The sequence below is a fragment of the Brevundimonas sp. DS20 genome (assembly GCF_001310255.1).
Lineage (GTDB): Bacteria > Pseudomonadota > Alphaproteobacteria > Caulobacterales > Caulobacteraceae > Brevundimonas > Brevundimonas aurantiaca.
Window position 1 is genome coordinate 2737952 of sequence record NZ_CP012897.1, and the last position, 26239, is coordinate 2764190.

25 protein-coding genes, 1 tRNA gene and 1 pseudogene are annotated in these 26239 nt (G+C 68.3%); 15 read left to right on the forward strand and 12 right to left on the reverse strand.

Annotated features, from left to right (window positions below; translation table 11 throughout):
- Positions 1–64: 64 nt before the first annotated feature.
- Positions 65–535 (reverse strand): hypothetical protein, encoded by a 471-nt coding sequence (locus JL11_RS13450; protein ID WP_054766097.1) that lies wholly within the window; start codon positions 533–535, stop codon positions 65–67.
- A 240-nt stretch (positions 536–775) separates the two neighbouring features.
- Positions 776–867, reverse strand: a tRNA-Ser gene (locus JL11_RS13455).
- A 123-nt stretch (positions 868–990) separates the two neighbouring features.
- Here JL11_RS13455 and JL11_RS13460 point away from each other — a divergent pair.
- From JL11_RS13460 to JL11_RS13475, 4 genes are read left to right on the forward strand one after another with little or no spacing between them, the layout of a single operon-like run.
- Positions 991–2496 carry an exopolysaccharide biosynthesis polyprenyl glycosylphosphotransferase gene (locus JL11_RS13460; RefSeq protein ID WP_054766098.1) on the forward strand — a complete coding sequence of 502 codons (1506 nt, stop codon included), beginning with the start codon at positions 991–993 and terminating at the stop codon, positions 2494–2496.
- Between the two features lie 11 nt (positions 2497–2507).
- The gene (locus JL11_RS13465) at positions 2508–3953 is read left to right on the forward strand and encodes a lipopolysaccharide biosynthesis protein (protein WP_054766099.1); all 1446 of its coding nucleotides are present in this window, start codon (positions 2508–2510) and stop codon (positions 3951–3953) included.
- The gene (locus tag JL11_RS13470) at positions 3950–4891 is read left to right on the forward strand and encodes a glycosyltransferase family A protein (RefSeq protein ID WP_054766100.1); all 942 of its coding nucleotides are present in this window, start codon (positions 3950–3952) and stop codon (positions 4889–4891) included. Before JL11_RS13465 ends, JL11_RS13470 begins: the two co-directional genes overlap by 4 nt.
- The gene (locus tag JL11_RS13475; protein WP_054766101.1) at positions 4891–5820 is read left to right on the forward strand and encodes a glycosyltransferase family 2 protein; all 930 of its coding nucleotides are present in this window, start codon (positions 4891–4893) and stop codon (positions 5818–5820) included. The genes JL11_RS13470 and JL11_RS13475 overlap by 1 nt, the downstream gene beginning before the upstream one ends.
- Here the strand turns inward: JL11_RS13475 and JL11_RS13480 are convergent.
- Positions 5817–6518, reverse strand: a complete 702-nt coding sequence (locus tag JL11_RS13480) for a hypothetical protein (protein ID WP_054766102.1) — start codon at positions 6516–6518, stop codon at positions 5817–5819. The genes JL11_RS13475 and JL11_RS13480 overlap by 4 nt on opposite strands.
- A 65-nt stretch (positions 6519–6583) precedes the next feature.
- Positions 6584–8023 (reverse strand): GumC family protein, encoded by a 1440-nt coding sequence (locus tag JL11_RS13485; protein WP_054766986.1) that lies wholly within the window; start codon positions 8021–8023, stop codon positions 6584–6586.
- Positions 8024–8231: 208 nt separating this feature from the next.
- On the opposite strand from JL11_RS13485, the pseudogene JL11_RS18005 reads away from it, so the two are divergent.
- Both JL11_RS18005 and JL11_RS18010 read left to right on the forward strand, forming a co-directional pair.
- A pseudogene (locus JL11_RS18005) lies at positions 8232–8480 on the forward strand (polysaccharide biosynthesis/export family protein); the annotation flags it as partial.
- A 91-nt stretch (positions 8481–8571) separates the two neighbouring features.
- Complete coding sequence (locus tag JL11_RS18010) at positions 8572–8907, forward strand: hypothetical protein (RefSeq protein WP_231681510.1); 336 nt, start codon at positions 8572–8574, stop codon at positions 8905–8907.
- A 19-nt stretch (positions 8908–8926) separates the two neighbouring features.
- Here the strand turns inward: JL11_RS18010 and JL11_RS13495 are convergent, their stop codons facing one another.
- Together JL11_RS13495 and JL11_RS13500 are read right to left on the reverse strand one after the other, a co-directional pair.
- The gene (locus JL11_RS13495) at positions 8927–9238 is read right to left on the reverse strand and encodes a sel1 repeat family protein (protein ID WP_152950594.1); all 312 of its coding nucleotides are present in this window, start codon (positions 9236–9238) and stop codon (positions 8927–8929) included.
- A 172-nt stretch (positions 9239–9410) separates the two neighbouring features.
- The gene (locus JL11_RS13500) at positions 9411–10136 is read right to left on the reverse strand and encodes a glutathione S-transferase N-terminal domain-containing protein (protein ID WP_054766104.1); all 726 of its coding nucleotides are present in this window, start codon (positions 10134–10136) and stop codon (positions 9411–9413) included.
- Positions 10137–10311: 175 nt separating this feature from the next.
- Between JL11_RS13500 and JL11_RS13505 the strand changes: the two genes are divergently transcribed.
- Positions 10312–10899 (forward strand): RcnB family protein, encoded by a 588-nt coding sequence (locus JL11_RS13505; protein WP_054766105.1) that lies wholly within the window; start codon positions 10312–10314, stop codon positions 10897–10899.
- Positions 10900–11000: 101 nt separating this feature from the next.
- On the opposite strand, the gene gatB is transcribed toward JL11_RS13505, so the two are convergent.
- Positions 11001–12503 carry an Asp-tRNA(Asn)/Glu-tRNA(Gln) amidotransferase subunit GatB gene (gene gatB / locus JL11_RS13510; RefSeq protein WP_054766106.1) on the reverse strand — a complete coding sequence of 501 codons (1503 nt, stop codon included), beginning with the start codon at positions 12501–12503 and terminating at the stop codon, positions 11001–11003.
- A 97-nt stretch (positions 12504–12600) separates the two neighbouring features.
- Here gatB and JL11_RS13515 point away from each other — a divergent pair, with 97 nt between their 5' ends.
- Positions 12601–12936, forward strand: coding sequence for a hypothetical protein (locus tag JL11_RS13515; protein ID WP_227975967.1), 336 nt, complete (start codon positions 12601–12603; stop codon positions 12934–12936).
- Between the two features lie 65 nt (positions 12937–13001).
- Here JL11_RS13515 and gatA read toward each other — a convergent pair whose 3' ends face one another.
- The 3 genes from gatA to JL11_RS13530 all read right to left on the reverse strand — a co-directional run bounded on the left by gatA (position 13002) and on the right by JL11_RS13530 (position 15410).
- Positions 13002–14480, reverse strand: coding sequence for an Asp-tRNA(Asn)/Glu-tRNA(Gln) amidotransferase subunit GatA (gene gatA, locus JL11_RS13520; RefSeq protein ID WP_054766108.1), 1479 nt, complete (start codon positions 14478–14480; stop codon positions 13002–13004).
- 2 nt (positions 14481–14482) lie between these two features.
- Positions 14483–14770: an Asp-tRNA(Asn)/Glu-tRNA(Gln) amidotransferase subunit GatC gene (gatC, locus tag JL11_RS13525; RefSeq protein WP_039247681.1), complete on the reverse strand. Its 288-nt coding sequence runs from the start codon at positions 14768–14770 to the stop codon at positions 14483–14485.
- A gap of 94 nt (positions 14771–14864) precedes the next feature.
- Entirely contained in the window at positions 14865–15410 is a 546-nt protein-coding gene (locus tag JL11_RS13530) for a hypothetical protein (protein WP_156314201.1), read from the reverse strand.
- A 73-nt stretch (positions 15411–15483) separates the two neighbouring features.
- On the opposite strand from JL11_RS13530, the gene ruvX reads away from it, so the two are divergent.
- From ruvX to pyrC, 4 genes are read left to right on the forward strand one after another with little or no spacing between them, the layout of a single operon-like run.
- On the forward strand, positions 15484–15963 hold the full coding sequence (ruvX, locus tag JL11_RS13535) for a Holliday junction resolvase RuvX (RefSeq protein WP_017506485.1): 480 nt from the start codon (positions 15484–15486) through the stop codon (positions 15961–15963).
- The gene (locus JL11_RS13540) at positions 15960–16883 is read left to right on the forward strand and encodes an AEC family transporter (RefSeq protein ID WP_054766110.1); all 924 of its coding nucleotides are present in this window, start codon (positions 15960–15962) and stop codon (positions 16881–16883) included. Before ruvX ends, JL11_RS13540 begins: the two co-directional genes overlap by 4 nt.
- A 52-nt stretch (positions 16884–16935) precedes the next feature.
- Positions 16936–17919, forward strand: coding sequence for an aspartate carbamoyltransferase catalytic subunit (locus JL11_RS13545; RefSeq protein ID WP_054766111.1), 984 nt, complete (start codon positions 16936–16938; stop codon positions 17917–17919).
- Positions 17916–19205, forward strand: coding sequence for a dihydroorotase (pyrC, locus tag JL11_RS13550; RefSeq protein WP_054766112.1), 1290 nt, complete (start codon positions 17916–17918; stop codon positions 19203–19205). Before JL11_RS13545 ends, pyrC begins: the two co-directional genes overlap by 4 nt.
- 130 nt (positions 19206–19335) lie before the next feature.
- Here the strand turns inward: pyrC and ubiM are convergent, their stop codons facing one another.
- A complete protein-coding gene (gene ubiM / locus JL11_RS13555; protein ID WP_054766113.1) occupies positions 19336–20517 on the reverse strand; it encodes a 5-demethoxyubiquinol-8 5-hydroxylase UbiM in 1182 nt (393 codons plus the stop codon).
- 68 nt (positions 20518–20585) lie between these two features.
- Entirely contained in the window at positions 20586–21521 is a 936-nt protein-coding gene (locus JL11_RS13560; RefSeq protein ID WP_054766114.1) for a glycerophosphodiester phosphodiesterase family protein, read from the reverse strand.
- A 127-nt stretch (positions 21522–21648) separates the two neighbouring features.
- On the opposite strand from JL11_RS13560, the gene plsY reads away from it, so the two are divergent.
- From plsY to topA, 3 genes are all read left to right on the forward strand, one after another.
- The gene (plsY, locus tag JL11_RS13565; RefSeq protein WP_054766115.1) at positions 21649–22287 is read left to right on the forward strand and encodes a glycerol-3-phosphate 1-O-acyltransferase PlsY; all 639 of its coding nucleotides are present in this window, start codon (positions 21649–21651) and stop codon (positions 22285–22287) included.
- Positions 22284–23354: a DNA-processing protein DprA gene (gene dprA, locus JL11_RS13570; protein ID WP_054766116.1), complete on the forward strand. Its 1071-nt coding sequence runs from the start codon at positions 22284–22286 to the stop codon at positions 23352–23354. Before plsY ends, dprA begins: the two co-directional genes overlap by 4 nt.
- A 138-nt stretch (positions 23355–23492) precedes the next feature.
- Positions 23493–26120, forward strand: a complete 2628-nt coding sequence (topA, locus tag JL11_RS13575) for a type I DNA topoisomerase (RefSeq protein WP_054766117.1) — start codon at positions 23493–23495, stop codon at positions 26118–26120.
- The last annotated feature ends 119 nt before the right edge of the window (positions 26121–26239 follow it).

Sequence of the window (26239 nt, forward strand, 5' to 3'; positions counted from 1 at the left end):
ATCGAACTTAGGAGACACCACGCAGCAATCGCCACCAAGCCACCAAAAGACTGGCCCTGACAGCTTACTGACCGGGGACAGCATCCCGATACATCCGCTCGATGGCCTCGTTTGCAGCGTCCCTATACTCCTTCGCTGCGAGTTCCAGTTCCGTCGCGGCATCAACATAGACTGTCTGGGCGCACTCCGAGAGTTGCCTTACGGGACAGGAGTAGACTGCGCTCGTAATGTAAGCTTCCGGGTAGCCGAAGCCCTCTCCGTTTTGGGCGGCTGTCAGAACTACCGCGTAGGTCGTCGAGGGACCGGCGGTGATCTGGGTTGTGTCCATGCTCGTGATGACGACACGGTAGATAGCGTTCGCGGCATTGACCTCAAAGGACGCTGACGCGCGGAAGCGATCTCTCAAGAGGTAGGCGAGCCTTTGACCGCCAACATCGTCGCCGTGATGCACTATCTCTACCGGGGTCTTTCCAGTCGGCTCGCCGATGACCTGCGATCCCCCGATCAACAAAGCCGCTACTGCCGGAATCACCATCCCATCCTCCCAATCCCTGCGTTGACAGCAACTATGTGTGCCAAGCGGCCATTTGAAAAGTGTGCCAAGTGTGCCGGGAGGCTGATTTCGTTTACGAAAATCGCGCTGACACACTTTCGGGGACCAACCGGAACAGCCCGAAAAAGTGTGCCAAGTGTGCCAAAACCCGGCCTTTCGGCACAGAATTCTTGGCACACTCGGCCCCGTAGGGCTTAAGTCACTGATTTTTCGAGGGATAGCTGGCGGAGACGGAGGGATTCGAACCCTCGGTACCCCTTACGGGGTACGACGATTTAGCAAACCGTTGCCTTCAGCCACTCGGCCACGTCTCCAGCGAAGGGCTCGATAGCGGAGCCTGATGCGTCGTGCAATCCGCTTCGCGCGAAACGACGATGTTAACGTCACATAGAGGGCCGAGCGTGCAGGGTGGCGACTGTACGACGCCACGGATATCCATGCCTGACTGCGCCTCCTCTCTCGCCGCGACCGCCGCCGCGACGCCGCCGGGCGACGCGGGCGAGGCGCGCGCCCAGCGGGGTCCGTTCCGGCCCGAGGTCTGGCTGAACGCGCGCCGTCGCTCCAGCGTGCGCCTGGCCGCCCACTGGTTTCGGGCCCTCGACGTGACGGTCGCCGTCGGCCTGGCGGCGCTCGTCCTGTGGGCGCTGGAGTCGATCGATCTGCGAACCCTGCCGGTCGGCGCTGTCCTGCCCCTCGCCGTCGGAGTGACGGCGGTTCTGGCCCTGCTGCGGGGCCTGGACCTGTATCGATTCGAGCCGGAGCGGTCGCCCCTGGTCCATCTGGCGGCGGTGCTCGCGGCCCTGGGCCTGGCGATTGCGGCCGCCGTGACTGTGGGCTGGGCGCTGCAAGGCGACGGCCTGGGTCCGGTCCTCCCCTGGGGCCTGACGGCGGCGGCGGCCCTGACCGGTCTGCACGGTCTGTGGCTGATCCTGGTCGGGCGCTGGCGCCGCCAGGGCGCCCTGTCGCCCAACATCGTCATAGTGGGAGCCACACGAAACGCCCAGGCCCTGATCGAACGCGCGCTGGAGCGGCGGGACCTGAACGTCCTGGGCGTGTTCGACGATCGGCTGGCGCGTTCGCCCAGCCGGCTGGCCGGAGTGCCCGTGCTGGGCCGGGCCGACGCCCTGCTGAGCCACCGGATGCTGCCCTATGTCGATCATATCGTACTGGCCATCGACCCTGAGGCCGGGCCGCGCGGGCGCGACTTGGCCCGTCGGCTGGAGACCCTGCCCACGCCCTTGGCCATCCTGGTCGATTCCGAAGCCGGCCGCGACGATGCGCTGAAGCGGCTGGCCGGGGGCCGCCTGGCGCCGCTCGGCAACACGCCCAGCGACGAGCGCAGGGCCTTCGTCAAACGGCTTCAGGACCTGGCGATCGGCGGCCTGGCCCTGATCGCCTCGGCGCCTCTGATGATGCTGATCGCCCTGGCGGTGCGTCTGGACAGTCCTGGGCCGATCTTCTTCCGCCAGCGGCGACACGGCTTCAACCAGGAGGCCATCGTAGTGTGGAAGTTCCGCTCGATGCGCCATGCCGCCGCCGACGCCACCGCAAGCCGCCAGGTGGCCGTCGACGACGACCGCGTCACCCGCGTCGGCCGCTTCATCCGCGCCACCAGCCTGGATGAGCTGCCCCAGATCTTCAACGTCATGTCCGGCGAAATGTCTCTGGTCGGTCCCCGGCCCCACGCCATCGGCATGAAGACCGGCGAGACCGAATCCGCCCTCATGGTGGCCGAATACGCCCACCGTCACCGCATCAAGCCCGGCATCACCGGCTGGGCCGCCGTCAAAGGCTCGCGCGGCCCGGTCCACACCGAGGCCGAGGTGCGCCGCAGAGTCGAGCTGGACATCGACTATATCCAGCGCCAGTCCTTCTGGCTGGACCTGTGGATCCTGCTGATCACCGTGCCCGTTCTGCTGGGCGACCGGACCGCCGTCAGGTGAGCGAGAAACGCATGTTCTGGCGCGGCGTCTGGGGCTATCTGCCGGCCCAGATCGTTCAGGGCGTGGTCGGCTTCCTGACCATCGTCGTCTTCACCCGCCTGCTCAGCCCCGAGGATTTCGGCCGCTACGCCCTGGCCTTTTCTGTCATCAGTTTGGCCCATACCGTCAGCTTCAGCTGGCTGGAGGCGGCCATGGCCCGCTTCTGGGCGGCCGAGCGCACGCCGGGCGGCCTGGCGACCCATTTCGCCAGCCTGTACCGCACCTCCTTCGCCGTCATCGCCGTCTTCACGCCCGTCGCCGCCCTCGTCGTCTGGCTTCTGCCCCTAAGCCCGGCCTTCAAACTGGCCCTGGCCTTCGGCTTGGCCGGAGCGCCCATTCGCAACCTGGCCAAGCTGGCGCAGGAGCGGTATCGCGCGGCCGGCGAGGTGTCCAAGGCCGCAACCGTCGACATGGCCGTCGCCGTCCTGGGCTTTCTGGTCGGGGCCGGGTTCGCCCTGGCCGGCGCGGGCGCCGCCTCTCCCATGCTGGGGCTGATGATCGCCCCCCTGTTCGCCCTGCCCTTCATCCTGCCGGGCGAACTGCGCCAGTCGGCCGGCGGAACCGTGGATCGTGCGCGGCTGAAGGCCTACGCCGCCTACGGCTATCCCATCGCGGCGTCGCTGACCCTGGCCCTGGTCCTGGCCTCAACCGACCGGTTCCTGTTGGCGGCCTTCCTGGATGCGGCGGCGGTCGGCGCCTATCACGCCAGCTACAGCCTGGCGAACCGCACCCTGGACGTGATGTTCATCTGGCTGGGCGCGGCCGGCGCCCCGGCCATGGTCATGGCCCTGGAGCGCGGCGGTCGCGAGGCCCTGCGCCAGACGGCCCTGGAACAGGGTTCGACCCTGATCCTGATCGGCCTGCCCGCCGCCGTCGGCCTGGCCTTGGTAGCCCGCCCCCTGGCCGAGCTGATGATCGGGCCCGAGCTGCGCGTCGCCGCCGCCCTGGTCACCCCCTGGATTGCGGCCTCGGCCTTTCTGTCCGGCATTGTCACCTATTATTTCGGCTTCGGCTTCACCCTGGGCAAGAAGACCGGCCTGCTGCTGGTCACCATGGCCGTCCCCGCCGTCGCCAACGTCGTCCTGAACCTCGTGCTGATCCCCCGGCTGGGCGTGCTGGGCGCCGCCGTCGCCACGGCCCTCAGTTTCGCCATAGGCCTGGTCGCCTGTCTGCTCATAAGCCGCCGCGCCATCGCCCTGCCCATTCCGTGGGAGGCCCTGGTCCGTTGCGGCCTGGCCTCGACAGGCATGGCCCAGGTGGTCTGGCGCCTTCCGCCGCTGGGCGGTTTCATCGAACTGATGCTGGACGCGAGCGTCGGCGGACTGGTCTATGCGGCCCTGGCGCTGACGCTGAACGCCGCAGGGGTGCGCGACGTGCTGAACCGACTGATCAAGGCCCGACGGAGCGCGACGGCATGAGCGGCTCCCGCGCCGATATCCACGACAACTCCGGCTGGGTCGGCGCCCGGCCCGAGCTGTCGGTCCTGATCCCCTTCCTGCGCGACGATCCCGAACCCCTGCTGCGCCGGCTGGATACGGAAGGCGCCGCCGTCGCCGGCCGGGTCGAGCTGATCCTGCTGGACGACGGCACGGGCGACGCCGCCCTGACCGCCCGGCTGAAGGCGGCGCTGGACGCCCTGGCCCTGCCCGCCCGCCTCGTCACCCTGTCCGCCAACGAAGGCCGGGCGCGGGGGCGCAACCGGCTGACCATCGCCGCCCGCGCCGGCTCCTGGCTGTTCCTCGACAGCGACATGAAGCCTGACAGCCCCCACTTTCTCCAGACCTGGATCGAGCTGATCGCGCGCGACGATCCGGCCGTGGCCTTCGGCGGCTTTTCGCTGAAGCAGGCGCCGCGCGACCGTCGCTTCGCCGTCCACCGCGCCCTGTCCGGCGCCAGCGAGTGCGTTCGCGCCGCCCAGCGCGCCAGGATGCCCGAGAAATACGTCTACACCTCCAATCTTTTGGTGCGTCGCGACGTCTTCGCCGTCGAATCCTTTGACCCCGGCTTCACCGGCTGGGGGTGGGAGGACGTCGAATGGGCCATGCGGGTCGCCCGCCGGTTCCAGGTGGTCCACATCGACAATCCCGCCACCCATATGGGCCTGGACACGGTGCCGGACCTGGCGCGCAAGTTCGACCAGGGCGCCGGCAACTTCGCCCGCGTCGTCGCCCTGCACCCCGAGATCGTCCAGACCTACCCCAGCTACAAGGCCGCCCGCGCCCTGAAGCGCCTGCCGTCCCTGCCCCTGATCCGTCGCCTAGCTAGGGGCGCCGCCCTGTCGCCCCTGTTGCCGACCCGCACCCGCGCCTTCGCCCTTCGCCTGTACCGCGCGGCCGTCTATGCGGACGCGATCTGATGCGGAATGTCGCCGTCGTCATTCCCACCCTGCGTCGGCCGGTCATGCTGGAGCGGGCCCTGCGCTCGGTCTTTGCTCAGGTCGGGTCGCTGGACCGGATCGCCGCCGTGGTCGTCGCCGACAATGATCCCGACGGTTCGGCCTCGGCGGTGGTGGAGCGGCTGCGAGCCGAGGCGCCGGTTCCCTTGATCTACGCCCACGCCCCCGTCCCCGGCGTCGCCACCGCCCGCAATGTCGGTCTGGCCGCCACCGACGCCCCCTTGATCGCCTTTCTCGACGACGACGAGGCTGCCTCCCGCGGCTGGCTGGCCGCCCTGTTGCAGGCCCAGGCCCAGACCGGGGCCGACGTCCTGTTCGGCCCGATCCGGGGCCGCGTGCCCGAGGGCACGGGTTGGACCACCGCCTATCTGGAGCGGTTCTTTGGCCGCGACGGCCCGGCTGAGACCGGCCTGACCGACCAGATCCACGGGTGCGGCAACAGCCTGATGGTCCGCGCCACGGCCCTGCCCGGCGACGCCCCTTTTGACACGGCCATGAACGAGACCGGAGGCGAGGACGACCGCCTGTTCACCGCCCTGCAGGCGCGCGGCGGCCGGTTCGGCTGGGCCGCCGACGCCTGGGTGGACGAGTTCGCGCCCCCCGACCGCGCCACCCTGAACTACGCCCTGCTGCGCGCCTTCGCCTATGGCCAGAGCCCCAGCCAGATGGCCGCCGCCCGCCGCGACTGGCCCGACGTCGCCCGCTGGATGCTGATCGGCGCCGCCCAAACCGCCGTCTGGGGCCTCGCCTCCCTGATCCTCGCCCTGCTCCGCCGCCCCGCCCGCGCCGAGACCCTGGACCGCATGGCGCGCGGCCTGGGCAAGGTCTTCTGGACAAAAGGGTTCGAGCCAAAGCTCTACGGCGCGGCCATGCTTCGCAAAGCCGCTTAGCCCGCCAGCCGGGACAGGAATTTTGGCGGCTTATAGGTCGAACGGTTCATGACCACCCCGGCGATACGACCGCCGACAGCCTCGATCTCGTCGCGCAGGATCATCGGGGCGCTCGCGCTCGCCCCGCCGGCCGCGACCACCAGAACCGTCATGTCGACGAAGGGCGCCAGGATGATCGCCATGTCGTTGCGGTCCGCCGCCGGGCTGTCGATGACGATGGTGTCGGCGTGCGGCCTCAGGGCGTCCCAGTAGCGCGGCTCTCCCACCGCCTCGATGCGGTGCCCCGAGCGCAGGGCCTCCATGTGAAACCGCGTCGTCCACAGCCGTCCGCCCAGGCAGGGCCGCGCGGTCAGCAGGCGCGCCGGCGGAACCGGCTTGCCGTCCCGCCCCGTCGGCGCCGGCGTGACCGCGAAGAAGCTGGAGCCGTCGGGCGAGGCCTGGGCCGGCTTGCCTAGCTGCCCGAACCGGTCCGGTTCGGCGGCGATGGCTTCAAGCTGCCCTTGCTGCGCCAGATCGCCGTCCACCAACCAGACCGGCTTTCGCGCCCGCACGGCGGCCAGCCGGGCGTATTCGCGCGTGACCGTCGAGACGCCTTCGCCGGTCGTGGCGGCGGCGAACTGGATCACCCGGGCGCGATGCGCCGGGGCCGGCCCCAGCGCCGCCCACAGACCGGCCATTTCGGACGTCAGATCGACCATCGAATCGCTACGCGCGCTCCACCACGCGCCACAGTATCATGGCCGCCCGCCCAAGCCCCACCGACCTAGTGCGCCTTGGCGGGGGCGACCGCCAGGACCGGCACGTCCAGAGTACGGCGCACCGAGTCGGGCGTCGAAAATCCCCGCCGCGTGAAAATCCTCAGCAGGCCGATGCACAGGGCGGTGAAGGCGGCGAACAGGAAGACGGCGGCCAGGGCCGGCGCCTTCAGGCTCTTGCCCGTCGCCGGCGGCTGGGCCCGCTCGATGACGGTGACGTTGTCGGCGCCGGCCGCCACCAGGGCGTTGTCCGCTCGGCTCTGGCTTTCGCGCTGCTGGAACTCGCGGATATTGGCGGTCAGGACCTCGCGATTGCCCGCCAGGGTCGCATTCTCGGACTCCAGAGCCGTCAGCCGCGCCTGCCGCGACCGGATGTCCGAGAGCTGCCGATCCAGGGCCGCCAACCGGGCCGCCAGGGCGTCGCGGTCGGCCTGGGTGTTGATTCGGGTCGTCTCCAGCTCGGTCCAGACGGGGTTGGGTCCGGTGCGAACCTCCTTAGGCCCGACCGCCGTCCCGCTGGCGACATAGGCTTGCAGCTGGGCGATCCGCGCCTCGATGTCCTTCACCGGCTGGGCGTCGGGTTGATAGCGCGACAGCAGCTGCTGACGTTCTGTGCGCAGTTGCAGCACCTGATCCTGGGCCGAGATGTTCAGATCCTGCTGCAGGGCGACCTCGGCCGGCGTATTGGCCTGCTGCGCCACCAAGGTGCTCAGCCTCTGGCTGGTCTGGTTCAACTGGCTCTGCGTCGCCATCCGGTCGGCGAAGGTGGTCTGATAGGTCGCCGCCAAGGTGGCCTTTGCGGCGGCGAAGTCGCCGATGTCGTTCGACGTCAGAAACTGCTCATAGGCCCGGTCCGCAGCGTTCAAATCCTCTTCAAACGCAAGGCGCTGGCTGGCGATGGCCGGGGTCTTGTCCTGAAAGACTTCGCGACGATAGGCCAGATACTGATCGATCACGCTGTTCAGGATGCGAGCCGCCTGCTGAGGATCATCCGCCTTGTAGCTGACGCGGATGACCGCGCTGCCCGGCGCCGTCGCGACGTGCAGGCTGGAGCCCAGCACCTTGCTGGCCGCCGCCTTCGACTTTTCCGGCGCGCCCTTGGGCGCCCTGCCCAAAATGACCTGGGGGCCCAAGGCGTCGATGACGCGCTGGCGCACCTGGCCCGAACTGAGGATGGCCGCTTCGGAGTTCGCCACCTCGTCGCCCTGCGGCGCCTGCCCCCGTTCGGCCGTGCCCACACGGGGTTGATAGACATATTCCTGGCCGACGCCTGCGAAGACGGCGCCCTGGGCCGTATAGGTCTTCTTCAAGGTGAAGACGGCGGCGGCTCCCAGGGCGAAGATCAGCAGGAAGACGACGACCATCAAGAGCAGTTCGCGGAACAGCAGGCCGACGACGTCCAGCACGCCGTAGCGCGGTCGAGTCGTGACATAGGCCGTCGAACGCATGGCGAGCGAATCCAGGAAACTCTTGATCGACGTCACCTTTCGCTGACCGGCGTTAACCATCGGTTACCCATAAGGGGCGAGGCTGTGATCCATCCTCTTTCCCGGCGGACCAACCGATTCCATGACGTCAGATCGCCGACTGTTCCTGCTGGCCCTCGGATCGGCCGCCGCCACCCTGGCGGCATGCGGCGGCGGGGCTGCGGGCCGAATGCCCCGCCCCAGCGACCGCGCGCAAAGGATCCAGCCTTCCAGCCGCGGGGATTTTCCCAACATCCCCTTCGCCGACTGGACCGACGAAGAGCCAGAATATCTGCTTTATCCCGGCGATGAGATCGAGGTGGCCCTGCCCACCGCCGCCGAACTGACGCGAACGCTGAAGGTCGGACCGGACGGCCGCGTCGCCCTGCCCCTGATCGGTCAGGTCATGGCGGCGGATCGGAGTCTCTCTGAGCTGGAACAGGCGGTGTCTGCGGCCTATGGGTCGCAACTGCTGCGCCCGACGGTGGAGGTGACCCTGCGCCAGGCCGGGCCCATTCGGGTCTGGGTGGATGGCGAGGTCCGCACGCCGGGGGGTGATCGAAATGGTCGGAGACCTGGACGCGCACCAGGCCGTCATTCAGGCAGGCGGCCTGCTGCCCACAGGCAAGGCGGAACGGGCGGCCCTGATCCGGCGCGGCCCTGGCGGCGCGCGCATGATGCGGGTGATCGATCTGCGTCCCCGGCGGGGCGAGGTCGTCGCCCTGAGGCGCGGCGACATCATCTTCGTGCCGCGTTCGACCCTTGGCGAACTCGCCGCCTTCTTCACCCAGGTGCGCGCCGCCATGCCGATCGGCTTCAGCTATTCGATCAACGGCTCGAACGGCGCGGGTTACGCCAGCTTCTGAGGCGTAACCGTCTCTGCCATCAGGCGACCAGACGAACCACGCCGGTGTCGATGTAACGGCGCGCCGCCTTCTGGGCCTCGGCGATCTCTTCGCGATCCATCTCCTGGCTCATCTCGCGGCGGTAAACGCGCGCCTCGATCGAACCCTTCATGGCCGCCAGGTTGAAGATCATATGGGCCGAGACCCGGTCCATCGGACAGCCGCCCGATCCGGCCGAATACATCATGCCCAGCTTGAACAGCTCGTCGCCCGACATGTCGGCGGTCGGCAGGGGCAGTTCATCCGTCTGCGCGCCGGCCGCCAGGTCGTGCGCCATTTCTTGCGCTTGCATCACCACATCTCCTGAACGAACGCCCTTCTGGGTCCGTCTCTGATGACGCATCAAATACCGCTGGTTTGAAGTTAAAGTTAACGCCGAAAGCCCACGCAGGACTTTTCAGTAAAGCGAGAATGAATACTCCAGATTCGATTCGTAAATCCGAAATCGTTCGGAAACCTGTCGTTTACGCGGTGCGCGCCCGCTGGCCGAAGAGGATGGCCCGCGCCGCTTCGGCCGCTTTTCCTGACCCGCCGGCGTTTCCGCGCCGGTCTTCCAGAAGCGCTCGGCCCGCCCTGACAGCCGGCCGGGCGCCGACCCGCTCAAGCCACGCCGCCAGACGGGGGAACTCGGCCAGATCCTGACCTTGCAGACTGGGCAGTATCCAGGGCCAGGCGGCCATGTCGGCGATGGAATAGTCTCCGGCGAGATAGTCTCGATCCCGCAGGCGGCGATCCATGACGCCATAGAGACGATGGGTCTCGTTCGTATAGCGCCGGACGCCGTAGGCGATCTGGCGCTGATCCTTGATCATGGCCGGAGCATATTGGCGGAAATGGTGGGTCTGTCCGGCCATCGGCCCGAGGCCGCCGACCTGCCAGAACAGCCATTGATCGACCTCTACCCGCGCCCGCATGTCGGTCGGATAGAAGAGGCCCGACTTGTTTCCCAGGTACTGGAGGATGGCGCCGGATTCAAAGATCGAGATGGGCGCGCCGTCGGGTCCGTCCGGATCGACGATGGCCGGCATCCGACCGTTGGGGCTGATCGCCTGGAAAGCCGGCTCGAACTGTTCGCCGACGCCGATGTTCACCGGCCTGACCTCATAGGCCAGGCCCATCTCCTCCAGCGCGATGGAGACCTTCCACCCATTGGGTGTGGGCCAGTACCAGAGCTGGATCGGCGCGTTCATTAGACGATCTCCATTGAGCCTTGCGGACATCTGGGTCGGCGGCCTCGCCTGCGCAACGTCCGTCGATTAATCCTGACACGGTCATTCAGGAGGCGTTCAGACGCAAAGCCGGACTTTGACGTCATTAACGGGTGCTTTCGTCCTCTCGGCGGAAGGCCCAGATTGGAGCACGCTGATGAAACGCCTCACCAAGGCCGCCGTCGTCGCCCTCGCCCTCTCCGCTACCGCCGTTCCGATGATGGCCCAGGCGCAGAGCCGCGACGACCGGCGCGAATATCGCCAGGACCGCCGGGACGACCGCCGCGACTATCGCAACGAACGCCGCGACGATCGACGTGACTGGCGTCAGGGCGAATACCGGGATCGCCAGGAATACCGCCACGATCGCCGCGATGACCGCCGCGATTATCGCGTCGAACGCCGGGATGATCGTCGCGACTGGCGTAACGACCGCTGGGACCGCAACAATCGCGACTGGTGGCGAGGTCGGTCCGAGTTCCGCGGCTACAACGGGCCTCGGTCGGGCTACTGGTACGCCCCCAGCTACGGCTACTACCGCGTCGAGCCGCGCCACTACGGCTATCGGTGGCGGACCGGCGCCTATCTGCCGCCCCAGTATCGGACCTACTATGTTCGCGACCCCTATTTCTACGGCCTGCGTCCGGCGCCGCACGGCTATCGCTACGTCCATGCCGGCAGCGACATTCTGCTGGTCGCCGTCGCGACGGGTCTGATCGCCAGCGTCCTTTCGAACGTCTATTGATCCGACACGGGCCTGAAGACGCCGTCCGAATGAAGAAGGCCCGGAGAGCGATCTCCGGGCCTTTTTCAGAGGTTTCGTCAAACGGGGGCGGGGCCGGGAGGTCAAAGCCCCAGCTTGGCCTTCAGTATGTCGTTGACGGCGGCCGGATTGGCCTTGCCGCCCGTGGCCTTCATGACTTGGCCGACGAACCAGCCGAGGGCCTGTGGCTTCTCGGCGACGGCGGCGGCCTTGTCCGGATTGGCGGCGATGATCTCGTCGATCGCCTTCTCGATGGCGCCGGTGTCGGTCACCTGCTTCAGGCCGTGCTTCTCCACCACCTCGGCCGGCGAGCCTTCGCCGTTCCAGACGTGGTCGAACACCTCCTTGGCGATCTTGGAGGAGATGACGTTGGTCTCGATCAGTTCGACCAGCTGGGCCACATGGGCGGCCGGCAGCGGGTTCTCGCTGAAGTCCTTGCCGTCGGCGGCCAGACGCGCCGACACCTCGTTCGTCACCCAGTTGGCGACCAGCTTGGCGTCGCGACCCTGAGCGGCGGCCTCGAAATAGTCGGCCTTGGCCTGTTCCGAGATCAGCACGATGGCGTCGTACTGGGACAGGCCGTACTGGCTCATCAGACGTTTGCGCTTGTCGTCCGGCAGTTCGGGCAGAGACGCCTTGATCTCGGCGATCCAGGCCTCTTCCAGGTCCAGCGGCAGCAGGTCGGGGTCGGGGAAGTAGCGGTAGTCCTGCGCCTCTTCCTTGGAGCGCATCGACCGCGTTTCGCCCTTCACCGGATCGAACAGGCGGGTTTCCTGAATGATCGAACCGCCGTCCTCGAGGATCTCGATCTGGCGGCGCGCCTCGTACTGGATCGCCTGGGAGATGAAGCGGAACGAGTTGACGTTCTTGATCTCGCAGCGCGTGCCCAGGAAGCTGAAGTCGCCCGTGGCCTTGAACTTCTCATAGTTGCCGGCGCGGCAGACCGAGACGTTCACGTCGGCGCGGAGGTTGCCCTTCTCCATGTCGCCGTCGCAGGTGCCTAGATAGACCAGGATGGTCCGGATCTTCTTGACGTAGGCGACCGCCTCTTCCGGCGTGCGCAGGTCAGGCCGCGAGACGATCTCCATCAGGGCCGTGCCGGCCCGGTTCAGGTCGACATAGCTCTCGGTCGGCGACAGGTCGTGGATCAGCTTGCCCGCATCCTGCTCAAGGTGCAGCCGCTCGATGCCGACGTTGAAGAAGCTGCCGTCCTCGGCCTCCACCTCGACCACGCCTTCGCCGACGATGGGGTAATAGAGCTGGCTGATCTGATAGCCCGTCGGCAGGTCGGGGTAGAAGTAGTTCTTGCGGTCGAACTGGCTGCGCTTGTTGATCTGCGCACGCAGGCCCAGACCGGTCTTCACCGCCTGTTCGACGCAGTGCTTGTTCAGGGTCGGCAGCATGCCGGGGAAGCCGGCGTCCACCAGCGAGACCTGTTCGTTCGGCCCCGCGCCGAAGCCGACGGCGGCGCCGGAGAAGAGCTTGGCCTTGGAGGCCACCTGGGCGTGGATCTCCAGCCCCATGACGATTTCCCAATCGCCGGTGCGGCCCTTGATGGTTTTCGGGTTCGGAACAGTGTCGGTCATGGGGTCGTCCTAGCGCCCTAGGCGGCGGCGAGAAAGAGGCTGTCTTGAGGGTGTCGCGAAATCGCGCTCAACTTCGGTCGCCTCAATGGAGAATCCCATGTCCAAGACCCTGTTCGCCGCCGCTGCGGCCTCCCTGCTGCTGATCGGCGCCGCCTCGGCGCAGACCGCGCCGGCTCCGGCCCCGGCCCAAGACCATGCTCATGCCGAGCATCACGCCCATCCGACCATCGACAGCCCGATCGAGGCCCTGGTGAACGATCCGGCGACCAAGGCCGTGCTGGAAAAGCACCTGCCCGGCATGGACAAGCATCCCGCCTACGGCCAGTTCAAGGGCATGACCCTGCGCCAGGTCGCCCCCTACTCCCAGGGAGCCATCACCGACGAGAAGATCGCGGCCATTGACGCCGACCTGAAGGCGCTGCCGGAAGCCTGAAGACATCAGGGGCCGGCCTGATCACCGGCCCCTCCCTCTCTCTCCGCGAGAGGGGGAAGATCAGTTCACCACCACTGGCCCGGCTTGGCCGTGAAGCCCGCCGCCCGTTCCAGCGCCGCGCCGACCTGGAAGACCGTGGCCTCGTCCAGGGCCTTGCCGATGACCTGGAGGCCGAGGGGCAGACCGTTGGAATCGACGCCGGCGGGGACCGAAATGCCCGGCAGGCCGGCCAGGTTGGTCGTCACCGTGAAGACGTCGTTCAGATACATGGTCAGGGGATCGATCTGCTTGTCCCCCAGGGCGAAGGCGGCCGACGGGGTCGAGGGGGTCAGGATGGCGTCCACCCGGCCCCAGACATTGTCGAAGTCCTCGGCGATGCGGCGACGGACCTTCAGCGCCTTGACGTAGTAGGCGTCGTAGAAGCCGGCCGACAGCACATAGGCGCCGATGGTCAGGCGACGCTGGACCTCCTTGCCGAACCCTTCCGCGCGCGAGGCGGCGTAGAGGTCGTCAAGCGACTTGAAGTCATCCGCCCGGTGCCCGAACCGCATGCCGTCATAACGGGCCAGGTTGGACGAGGCCTCGGCCGGCGCGACGATATAGTAGGTCGGCAGGGCGTATTTGGTGTGCGGCAGGCTGATGTCCACGATCTCGCAGCCGGCGTCCTTCAGCCAGGCCACGCCCTGGTCCCACAGGGACTGAATCTCGGCGGACATGCCGTCCACCACATATTCGCGCGGCACGCCGATGCGCAGGCCCTTGACCGACTGGCCGACCGACTGGGTCCAGTCGGGCGTCGGGATGTCGAGGCTGGTGGAGTCTTTGGCGTCGAACGAGCACATGGATTGCAGCAGCAGGGCCGCATCCTCGACCGTCTTGGTGATGGGGCCGGCCTGGTCCAGCGATGAGGCGAAGGCCACCATGCCGAAGCGGCTGGCGCGGCCATAGGTGGGCTTGATCCCGACCGTGCCGGTGAAGGCGGCGGGCTGGCGGATCGAGCCGCCGGTGTCGGAGGCGGTGGCGGCCAGGCAGAGGTCGGCGGCGACGGCCGAGGCCGAACCGCCGGAAGACCCGCCCGGCGTCAGATCGGCGTTGGAGCCGGTCGACTTCCACGGGTTCTTGACCGGACCGAAGGCCGAGGTCTCGTTGGACGAGCCCATGGCGAACTCGTCCATGTTCAGCTTGCCCAGCATGACCGCCCCGTCGCGCCACAGATTGGCGGTGACGGTAGATTCATACGGCGGCACGAAGCCGCGCAGCATGTTGGAGCCGGCCGTGGTCTGGACGCCCTCGGTGCAGAACAGGTCCTTAATCCCCAGCGGCGCGCCTTCCAGCGCCCCGCCCTGGCCGGAGGCGATGCGGGCGTCCGACGCACGCGCCATGTCCATCGCCTTGTCCGCCGTCACCTCGACGTAGGCGTTCAGGGTCGGATTGGCGGCTTCGATCGTGGTCAGGAAGGCCTGGGTGATCTCGGCCGAGGTGAAGTCCTTGGCCTTCAGCCCGTCGACGGCGCCCTTCAGGGTCAGTTTGGTCAGGTCGCTCATGACTATTCGACCACCTTGGGCACGACGAAGAAGCCGTCCGCCGACTTGGGCGCATTCGACAGGACCGCATCGACCTTGGCGCCGTCGGTGACGACGTCGTCGCGCAGGCGCAGCGGCTGGGCGACGTTCGAGGTCATCGGCTCGACGCCTTCGACATCCACCTGATCCAACTGCTCGATCCACGCCAGGATGCCGTTCAGCTCCTGCGCCAGCGGCTCCAGCCGGTCCTCGGGGGTCTTGATGCGGGCGAGATGCGCGACCTTGCGCACCGTCGCAGCGTCGATGGCCATGCGGCCCTCCAACACACAAAATGAAAACGAAGCGGTCGGATTAGCCGCCCGCACTGGGATTCACAAGGATCAGCGCGGGTCGTCAGGCGTGATCTCACTGCGACGTGCTGACGGACACCGCGTCCGGCGGCGTCTCGCCGCTCGGGGGGAAGTCGATCTGCACGGTGCGCTCCACCTTCAGGATGTCGCCGTTCGGTCCCGCCGTGTCCTGACGCACCGCCAGGACCACGCGCCCGGCCTTCGCCTCGACGACCTTCCATTCGGCGTAGTCGCCCAGTGGATAGGCGCGCCAGCCCTCAGCCGAACCGCCGAACAGGGCGAAATAGGTCACCAGACCGTTCACCGCCGGATCGCCGCCCGACAGGCTGAAGACCTTGGCGCTCTGCTCAGGCAGGGCCTGCAACTGCGACACGTCGGCCGCCGTCCCGATCTCCTCGCGTGCAGCGGCCGCGCGCCGTTCGGCAGGCCCGACCGGCTTGGCGGTCAGGGGCGGGGCCGCACGCGTGATCGGGCTCGGCGTCGGCGCGGCTGCCGCGATCTGAGTATCCTGTGCGGCCGGGGTCTTGGCCGGCGCGTCGGACTGTCCGCAACCACTCAGCACGAGTCCGAAAGCCGTCATCGCCGCTGTCGCTATGCGCATGTCATCGTCCTTCCTGTCCATCATCGTCACCATCGCCTTTGACTTCGGTGCGCGCCAGTCCTAACCGCAGGCCGTGCCCGTCCTCGACCTCCTCGACCTGCCCGCCGCCTGCCCGCCCGACACGCCGTGGATGGGGCTGGATCTGGGCGAGAAGACCATCGGCGTCGCCGTGTCGGACTCCACCCGCCTGATCGCCTCGCCCCTGGAGCTGATCCGCAAGTCCAAGTTCACCCAGGAAGCCGAACACCTGTTCAAACTGATGGCGCATCGCAAGGTTTCGGCCCTGGTCATCGGCCTGCCCGCCAACATGGACGGCACGGAAGGTCCGCGCGCCCAGTCGTGCCGCGCCTTCGCCCGCAACCTGGAGCGGCTGCGGCCCGTCAACATCGCCTTCTGGGACGAGCGGCTGTCCACCAGCGCGGTCGAGCGTTTCCTGATCGAGGATCTGGATCTGAACCGCAAACGCCGCGCCCAGGTCGTGGACCGCACGGCCGCCGCCTGGATCCTGCAAGGGGCGCTGGACCGGGTTCGGGATCAGGCGACCTGGGTTTGACAGCCCTGATCGCCGGCGTCCTGCCGGTCTTTTTGATGATCGCCCTGGGCTACGGCCTCAGAAAGTCCGGCTTCCTGCCAGACGAGGCCTGGCGGCCGATCGAGAAGCTGTCGATCAACATCTTCTATCCCAGCTTCCTGATCCCCGCGATCTGGCACGCCGACCTCGCCGGCGGCGGCGCGACCGTGGCGGGCGCAGCGGCGGTGGGCGCGACCCTGATCGTGGCGGCCGCGACCCTGGCGGCCAAACCCCTGATCACACTGGACGGCCCGGCCTACACCAGCGTCTTTCAGGGCGTAATCCGCTGGAACAGCTTCGTCTTCGTGCCGGTGATCCAGTCGGTCTATGGCTCGGAAGGCACGGCGCTGGCCGCCGTCGCCATCGCCTTCATCATTCCCGTCACCAACATCGCCTGCGTCGCCGTGCTGGCGAAATGGGGGTCGCTGCGGCGTGAGCCGTCGGTCGTCGGCCTGATCAAGTCGATGCTGGCCAATCCGATCCTGCTCGCCTGCCTGATCGGCCTAGCGCTGAACCTGTTGCGCGTGCCGCTGATCCCGGGCTTGTCGGATCCGATGGACCTGTTGGGCGCCGCCGCCCTGCCCCTGGGCCTGATCGTCGCCGGGGCGGGTCTGTCCTTCGCCGAGGTCAAACGCCGCCGCATCACCATCGCCGCTGTCAGCCTGGTTAAACTCGGGGTCATGCCGCCGCTGATGTGGTTCATCGCCTGGGCCCTGGGCGGCGACAGCCTGGCGCAGGGCATCGCCCTGATCTGCGGCGCCGCGCCCGGCTCGGCCGCCTCCTACATTCTGGCGCGTCAGATGGGCGGCGACGCCCCGCTGATCGCCGGCGTCATCGCCCTGACGACCGTAGGCAGCGCCGTGGTCATTCCCATCCTGCTTGCCCTGTTCCACTTCACCTGACTGGCGCCGCACACTGGCAATAAGAGCGACTCCCGCCTATAGCCGCGTCTCGATGACCCAGCCCGCTCAAGTCACCGATCAGACCATCCGCGACCGGCTGGTTCCGTTCCCCAAACCGCACTTCCTGGCCGCATCGGACCTCGATCCGTATGTGACGCCGCAGTTGCTGGATCTCGGCGACGCCTTCGTCGACTTCAATCGTCAGTCGTCCAAGGCCCTGGACCTGCTGCACGGCCGCACGGTCGTGAACCTGTTCTTCGAGAACTCGACCCGCACCAGTTCCTCTTTCGAGATCGCCGCCAAGCGGCTGGGCGCCGACGTCGTGACCATGCCGGTCGCCTCTTCCTCGGTGAAGAAGGGCGAAACCCTGATCGACACGGCGGTCACCCTGAACGCCATGAAGCCCGACATCCTGGTCATCCGCCACTCGGCCTCGGGCGCGGCCGAACTGCTGAGCCAGAAGGTCGGCTGCGCCGTCGTGAACGCCGGCGACGGACGCCACGAACACCCGACCCAGGCCCTGCTGGATTTGCTGTCCATGCGCCGCGCTTTCGGCGATGTGACCAGCCTGACGATCGCCATCTGCGGCGACATCATCCACAGCCGCGTGGCCCGCTCCAATGTCGCCCTGCTGCAGATGATGGGGGCGCGCGTCCGCCTGATCGGCCCGCCGACCCTGGTGCCCGGCGACGCCGACCGCTGGGGCTGCGAGGTCTTCCATGACATGCGCGAGGGCCTGAAGGGCTGCGACGTGGTCATGATGCTGCGGCTTCAGCTGGAGCGGATGGCCGGCGCCCTGGTGCCCTCGACCCGCGAATATTTCCGCTTCTGGGGTCTGGACCGCGAGAAGCTGGCCTGGGCCAAGCCCGGCGCAAAGGTCATGCACCCCGGGCCGATGAACCGGGGGGTCGAGATCGATTCCGACGTGGCCGACGATCTGGACGTCTCCCTGATCCAGGATCAGGTCGAGATGGGCGTCGCCGCCCGCATGGCCGTGCTGGCCTCCCTGTCGGCCCGCTGGGGAGACGCCGCATGAGCGACACCATCATCGTCTTTTCGGACGCCCGCCTTCTGGATCCGGCCACAGGCAGGGACGGCCCCGCCACACTCATCGTCCAGCACGGCAAGATCATAGAAGTCGCCTTCGAGCGGCAGTTTCATACTGAGCTCGGCGCAGATTTCGAGATTATCGACTGCGACGGCCACTGCCTCGCGCCCGGCCTGATCGACATCCGGGTCAAGACCGGCGAACCCGGCGCTGAACCGAAAGAGACGCTGAAGTCCGCCAGCCTGGCCGCCGCGGCCGGGGGCGTGACCACCATCGTGGTCCAGCCCGACACCGATCCCGCCGTGGACGACCCGGCCATGGTCGACTTCATCCAGCGGCGCGGCGCGGCCCTGAATCTGGTCAATGTCCGTGCGGCCGGCGCCGCGACCAAGGCCCTGGACGGCCAGCGGATGGCCGAGATCGGCCTGATGGACGAGGCCGGCGCCCTGTATTTCACCGACGGCGACAAGGTGATCGTCAACAGCCGCACCCTGCAAAGGGTGATGAGCTACGCCGCCGCCTTCAACGCCCTGATCGCCTGTCGTCCGGCCGACCCCTGGCTGACGGAAGGCTCGGTCGCCGCCTCGGGCGAGCTGGCCACGCGGCTGGGCCTGCCCGGCAGCCCGGCCATCGCCGAGCGGATCGGGCTGGAGCGCGACCTGGCCCTGGTCGAACAGACGGGCGCGCGGTTCCTGGTCGATCAGATCTCGACCGAAGGCGCGCTGGAGACCCTGGCGCGGGCGCGGGCCAAGGGGCTGGAGGTCGCGGTCAGCGTCTCCATCAACCACCTGTGCTTCAACGAGGTGGATATCGGCGACTATCGCACCTTCTACCGACTGGACCCGCCGCTGCGGTCCGAGGCCGATCGTCAGGCCCTGATCGAGGCGGTGCGTGAGGGGCTGATCGACGTCATCACCTCGGCCCACGCCCCCGCCCCGGCCGAGGACAAGCGCCGCCCCTTCGCCGAGGCCGCGCCCGGCGCCGTGGGCCTGGAGACCCTGCTGCCCGCCGCCCTGACCCTGCACCACGAGGACGGTCTGGACCTGCTGGACGTGCTGCGGCCCCTGACCCAGGGACCGGCGGCGCTGCTGGGCCTCGACGCCGGGGTGCTGGCGGAAGGCGCACCCGCCGACCTGGTGCTGTTCGACCCCGGCGCGCCGGTGATCGTGGATGCGGATACGCTGCGCTCCAAGTCGAAGAACTCGCCGTTCGACGGACGCAGACTGCAGGGCAAGGTAATCGGGACCTGGGTGGGCGGCCGTAAGGTTTTCTGAAGCCCGCTTCGCTACTTTCGTCATCCTCGGGCTTGACCCGAGGATCGGACGCGGTCCTGGACCGATTAAACCTTCGTCGCATCAACGGCGGACCTTCCGATCCTCGGGTCAAGCCCGAGGATGACGGTGTTCACGCCGTCAGCATCCGCTTCACCACCCGTTTGAACGGCGCCGTGGCCTGGCCGGCGCGCAGGGCGGCGCCGCGCGCCAGACGGGCCGGGGGCGTTTCCTGGGTGAACAGGCGGACCAGGGCGTTGGTGCCCTGGTACAGGGGCCAGCTGGCGAGGCGGTGGTCGCGTTCATAGCGGGCCAGCAGACGTTCCGACCCGATGTCCCCGCCCCGCGCCGACTTCAACACCTTGGCCAAGACGTCCTGTCCGCGCAGACCCAGGTTGAAGCCGTGGGCGGTGACCGGGTGCATGCCCACCGCGGCGTCGCCGATCAGGGCGAAACCCTCGCCCGCGAACCGGCGGCTCCAGGTGGTGGCCAGCGGATAGGCGCAGCGTTCGCTGACCAGTTCCAGCCCGGTCAGCCGGCCCTTCAGCCGCCGTTCCATCTCGACCGCGAAGGCGTCGGGCGACAGGCGCATCAGGTCGGCGATGGCGGGGGCGGCCAGGGTGAGGACGACGGAGGAGACCCGCTCCTGGGCGTCCGCGACCGGCAGCAGGGCGACGGTCTGGCGATGGTCGAACCATTCGGTCGCGACATGGCCGTGCGCCTGGTCGTGGCGCATCCGGCAGACCATCATCGACCGGCCCAGCCGGTTCATCTCGACCCCGACGCCCAGTTGGTCGCGCACGCCGGAAAAGCGGGAATCCGCCGCCACGATCAGCCTGGCCCGGATCGTCGTCCCATCGTCCAGCACGACCCGGCCGCGCGGGGCGGCGCCCTGGACGGCGCAGCTGGCCACTCGCCGCCCCGCCATCAGGATCACGCCCGCCTGGCCTTCGACAACGTCGAACAGGGCGCGGCGGATCAGGTGGTTGGGGATCAGGACGCCCAGCCGGTCGGCGCCGCCGACGTCGAAGGTCAGGGCGAAGGGCGAGCCGCCGTCCAGCACCCGCGCCTCGCGCAGGTCCGAAATCTCTTGCGCCGGAACCCGGTCCCAGGCGCCGAGGGACTTTAACAGGCGGATGGAGTTGTGGGTCAGGGCGATCTCGCGTCCGTCGAAGGCCGGGTCGCGCAAGGCCGCCTCGTCCTGTCCCTCGATCAGAGCGATCGTCAGCCCCGCCCCGGCCAGCGACCGGGTGAAGGCCAGGCCCGCCGGTCCGGCCCCGACCACGGCCACGTCGAACATCAGATCATCGCGCATGCTGAACTCCTGATCTTCCCCTGCCCTAGCCCGTTCGTCCGCTCCTTGATCGAGCGCAAATCGTCGCGTCAGCGCGGGCGGCGGCAGGCGGCGGCCTTGGCGACTTCCGCGCCCAGCACCGACTGGACCGCCAGGGGCGTGTCGGTGGCGATGACGGTCACGCCCTGGCGGAACAGGTCGCGGTATTCGGAGACGTCGCCGTCGGCGGCGTAGCGGTCATCGCGGCGGCGGCCCTCCGCCCCCAGGGTGCCGAACTGGACCTCGACCCCCGCCTGACGCAGGGCCGACCACAGGCCGGGCCGCTCCTCGCGCGTGCCGGTCCAGGCCAGGATCTGGGCCGGATTCAGACCGTCCAGATCCTCGACGCCGTCCAGACCGGCCGAGATCATCATCTCCGGCGCCAGGGCCGCCACGGCGCGGGCGTCTGCGTCATTATAGGTGATCAGGATGACCCGGTTCTGCGCGCCCGAGCGCCGCACCTCGGCAATGATGGCTTTCGCCAGATCGACCGTGGTCGCGCCTTCGGCCGGTTTCAGGTCCAGGCTGGCGATGGCGCCGACCCGCCCGGCGGCGTCCAGCGCCTCGGCCAACGTCGGGGGCGCGGCCTCGGTCAAGGCGCCGTTCGACGCCTTCAGCCGGGCGGCCTTGACCTGGGCCAGGGTCAGGTCGGCGACGCGGCCCCGGCCGGTCGTGGTCCGCTCCATCGTCTCGTCGTGCATCAGCACCAGATGGCCGTCCTTGGTCAGGACCGCGTCCAGTTCGAGGATGGCGCCGGGAATGGCTCGCCCGGTCGCCTCGATGGCGGCGATGGAGTTCTCAGGCTGGTCCGGGGCCGAGACCGCCCTATGGGCGGAGATGGCCACGCCGCCGTCGCGGACACAGTCGAAATAGGCGGCCATGGCCGGGCGGGACACGGCCCCCTCCCCGCCGGTCGGGGCGCCGACGCAGGCCGAGGCCGACATCAGCAGGATCGAGACGGCGACGGCGGTGGAATATCGGCTCATGGAACTCTCCGGAAAGGCGGGCGGACCTGACCCTGCGTCATTCATCGGGTCAAGAGGCCGGATCGCCCTTGCTCCGTAAGGCGCGCCGACGCATTTTGCCGCTGCATTTCCCGGGGAGAGAATCAAAGTGCAGGATCTGGTGGGCCCCGCAGTCGGGACCTTGGCGCTGGTCGCGCTGGGCGGATATCTGCTCGGCTCGATCCCGTTCGGCGTGGTGATCACCCGCGCCGCCGGCGCCGGCGACGTGCGCAACATCGGCTCCGGCAATATCGGCGCGACCAATGTGCTGCGCACCGGGCGCAAGGACCTGGCCCTGGCCACCTTGCTGCTGGACGCCGGCAAGGGGGCCGTCGCCCTGTTGATCGCCCGCGCCCTGTTCGACAGCCAGGCTGCGGGCGCCATCGCCGGCGGCGCGGCCTTCCTGGGCCACCTGTTTCCCGTCTGGCTGAAGTTCAAGGGCGGCAAGGGCGTGGCGACCTTCTATGGTCTGCTGCTGGCCGCCGCCTGGCCGCTGGGGCTGATGGCCGGAGCGATCTGGCTGATCAGCGCCTTCGCCTTCCGCTATTCGTCGCTGGCGGCCCTGATCTCCTCGGCGACTGCGCCGCTGCTGGCCCTGCTGCCGCTGGCGGCCGTCGGCCTGCCGGTGGACATGCCGATCCTGGCCCTGACCGTCTTCGCCGCCGTGCTGATCTGGGTCCGCCATCATCAGAACATCGCCCGGCTGCTGAAGGGCGAGGAGCCGCGCATCGGGGCCAAGAAGGCGTGACCCCGGCGGGGGACGAACGGTTCGCCCGGCTGCGGCTCGCCCGCACCGACCGCATCGGTCCCGTCGCCTTTTCGCAGTTGCTGGGCCGTTATGGGTCAGCTGTCCGCGTGCTGGAGGTCCTGCCCGACCTGGTCCGCAAGTCCGGCGCGGCCTCCATTCCGCCGCCCGTCGCAGGCATTGAGCGCGAACTGGCTGACGGCGAGCGGATCGGCGCGCGCCTGCTGGTGCTGGGCGATCCTGACTATCCTGAGATGTTGGCGAACCTGGACCCGCCGCCGCCGATTCTGTGGGCGCGGGGTCGGGTCGATCTGTTGAACACGCCCAGCATCGCCATCGTCGGCGCCCGCATCGCCTCGGCGGGCGGGCAGAGGATCGCGCGCGGCCTGGCGCTGCAACTGGGTCAGGCGGGGCATGTCGTCGTCTCGGGCATGGCGCGCGGCATCGACGCCGCCGCCCACGAAGGCGCCCTGGCGACGGGGACCGTCGCGGTCCTGGGCGGCGGGGTGGACGACGTCTATCCGCCCGAACACGCGGATCTTTACGCGCGGCTGATCGACCAGGGCTGCGTCGTGTCGGAAAGCCCCGTCGGCGCGCGGGCCCAGGCGCGGGACTTCCCCCGCCGCAACCGCATCATCTCGGGCCTGTCGCGCGGCGTCGTGGTGGTGGAGGCGGAGATCAAGTCGGGATCCCTGATCACCGCCCGACTGGCGGCCGAACAGGGGCGCGACGTCTTCGCCGTGCCGGGCTCGCCGCTGGATCCGCGCGCCAAGGGGCCGAACGAACTGCTGCGCCAGGGCGCCATCCTGTGCGAGGGGATCGAGGACATCGAGCGCGCCTTCAATACCCTGCGCAGCCTGCGCGCGCCGCCGTCGGAGCCGATGGATTATGGCGAGGTGGACGACGCCTTCCTGGACCGGGTCGCCGCCCTGCTCTCCCCCACCCCGACGCCGCGCGACGAGATCGCTCGCGCCCTTAACGCCCCCATGGGCCAGGTGGCCTCCGCCCTGCTGGAGCTGAGCCTGGCGGGCCGCGCCGAGCTGCTGCCGGGGGGTCTGGCGTCGATATAGTGAAGTCTCTTCCGGATTCGTCTTCGATCCGTGATAGTCACCCGATAATCCGCAAGTTCACGGGCGTCCGGCGGCCGGTGCATTGACACATGGCTCCGCTCCAACCACGTTCGCGCCCCTTCCCGAGACCGAACACGCATGAACCTCGTCATCGTCGAGAGCCCCGCAAAGGCCAAGACCATCAATAAATACCTCGGCTCCGGCTATGAGGTTCTGGCCTCCTACGGCCACGTCCGGGACCTGCCGTCCAAGGACGGATCGGTCCTGCCCGATGACGACTTCTCCATGCACTGGGAGGCCGACGCCAAGGGCGCCAAACGCCTGTCCGAAATCGCCGAGGCCGCCAAGCGCGCCGACCGCGTCATCCTGGCCACCGACCCCGACCGCGAAGGGGAGGCCATCAGCTGGCACGTGCTGGAGGTGCTGAACAAGAAGAAGGCGCTGAAGGACACCCAGGTCGAGCGCGTCACCTTCAACGCCATCACCAAGTCCGCCGTTCTGGACGCCATGGCCAAGCCGCGCCAGATCGACATGGAGCTGGTGGAAGCCTATCTGGCCCGCCGCGCCCTGGACTATCTGGTCGGCTTCACCCTGTCGCCGGTGCTGTGGCGCAAGCTGCCGGGCGCGCGCTCGGCAGGTCGCGTCCAGTCGGTGGCGCTGCGCATCGTCGTCGATCGCGAGATGGAGATCGAGAAGTTCAAGCCTCAGGAATACTGGTCCATCGAGGCCGACCTGAACGCCGACAGCCCGCCCTTCACCGCCCGCCTGGTCAAGCACGCCGGCAAGCGGGTGCAGCGTCTGGACATCAAGGACGAGGCGACCGCCGCAGCCGCCCGCGCCGCCATTCAGGCCGGCGACTTCACCATCAATTCGGTCGAGAAGAAGCCGGTCCGTCGCAACCCGGCGCCGCCCTTCACCACCTCCACCCTGCAGCAGGAGGCTGCGCGCAAACTGGGCTTCACCGCCCAGCGGACCATGCAGGCGGCGCAGAAACTGTATGAGGGCGTGGACGAGACCGGCGGCCTGATCACCTATATGCGGACCGACGGCGTGTCCGTCAGCCCCGAGGGCCTGGCCCAGGCGCGCGAGGTGATCGGCAAGGAGTTCGGCCCGGCCTATGTTCCGGCGGAACCTCGTCATTACAAGGTGAAGGCGAAGAATGCTCAGGAAGCGCACGAAGCGATCCGGCCCACCAATATCGCCCGCCATCCCGACAGCCTGCGCCTCGAGTCCGATCTTCAGCGCCTCTACGAGCTGATCTGGAAGCGGATGGTCGCCTCGCAGATGGAGGCCGCGCGTCTGGACCGCACCACGGTCGAGATCGAGACCTCCGACGGGCTGACCGGCCTGCGCGCCACCGGCCAGGTGGTGACCTTCGACGGCTTCCTGGCCGTCTATGAGGAAGGCCGCGACGAGAAGCAGAAGGGCGCGGAAGGCGACGAGGGCGAAGACGACACCAGCCGCCTGCCGGCCCTGAAGGAGGGCGCCAAGGCCAAGGTCGACGCCATCCGCACCGATCAGCATTTCACCGAACCGCCCCCGCGCTATTCGGAAGCCACCCTGGTCAAGAAGCTGGAAGAACTGGGCATCGGCCGCCCCTCGACCTACGCCTCGACCCTGTCGACCCTGCGCGACAGGGAATATGTGCGGGTGGACAAGAACCGCTTCCATCCTGAGGACAAGGGGCGGCTGGTCACGGCCTTCCTGGAGCAGTTCTTCCGCAAATGGGTCGAATACGACTTCACCGCCGCGCTTGAGACCCGACTGGACGAGGTGTCGGCCGGGCAGCTGAACTGGAAGGTGCTGCTGCGCGAGTTCTGGCAGGACTTCCACGCCGCGACGCAAGCCGCCGGCGAGCTGCGCACCACGGCCATTCTGGACGCGCTGAACGAGAGCCTGGGCGCCCACATCTTTCCGGACAAGGGCGACGGGTCCGACCCGCGCGAATGCCCCCTGTGCCATCAGGGCCAGTTGAGCCTGAAGACCAGCCGCTTCGGCGCCTTCATCGGCTGCTCGCGCTATCCCGACTGCAAATACACCCGTCCCGTCGCCAGTCCTTCGGCCGAGGACGGATCGGCCGAGAGCGGCGACCGCGAACTGGGGGTCGATCCCGCGACCGGACACCCCGTGCAGCTGAAGATCGGCCGCTTCGGCCCCTATGTCGAAATCGCGCCGCCGGACGGCGAGAAGCCGAAACGCTCGTCGCTGCCCAAGGGGTGGTCGCCGGCGTCCCTGACGCTGGACCAGGCCCTGCGCCTTCTGGCCCTGCCGCGCGAGGTCGGGGTTCACCCCGAGGACGGCAAGATGATCACGGCGGGCCTGGGTCGTTACGGTCCCTTCGTCCTGCACGCCGGCACCTACGCCAATGTCTCGGACATCGACGAGGTGTTCGAGGTCGGTCTGAACCGCGCCGTCGCCCTGCTGGCCGAGAAGCGCGCCGGTCGTCCCGGCCGCGGGGCGGCTGCGGCCCCGCTGAAGGACCTGGGCGCACACCCGGAGACGGGCGAGCCGATCCACGTCATGGCCGGCCGCTTCGGCCCCTATGTCAAATCGGGCAAGATCAACGCCACCCTGCCGAAAGGCACGGCGCCCGAAGACCTGACCCTGGAAGCCGCCCTGCCCCTGCTCGCCGCCAAGGCCGGCGCGGCGCCGAAGAAGAAGGCGCCGGCGAAGAAAACGGCTGCGTCGAAGAAGGCTGCGGCTGCGAAGAAGCCCGCCGCCAAGAAGGCGCCGGCGAAGAAGGCCAAGGCGAAGGCGGAAGACTGACTCATAAGGCCCCTCTCCCGCCGGGAGAGGGCTTGAGCGCACGAGAGCGAAGCGATCGTTCTGGCGCGAAAGGGTGAGGGTTCGGCGGTGCGAACCGGCCCACCGGCCGGCCCTCATCC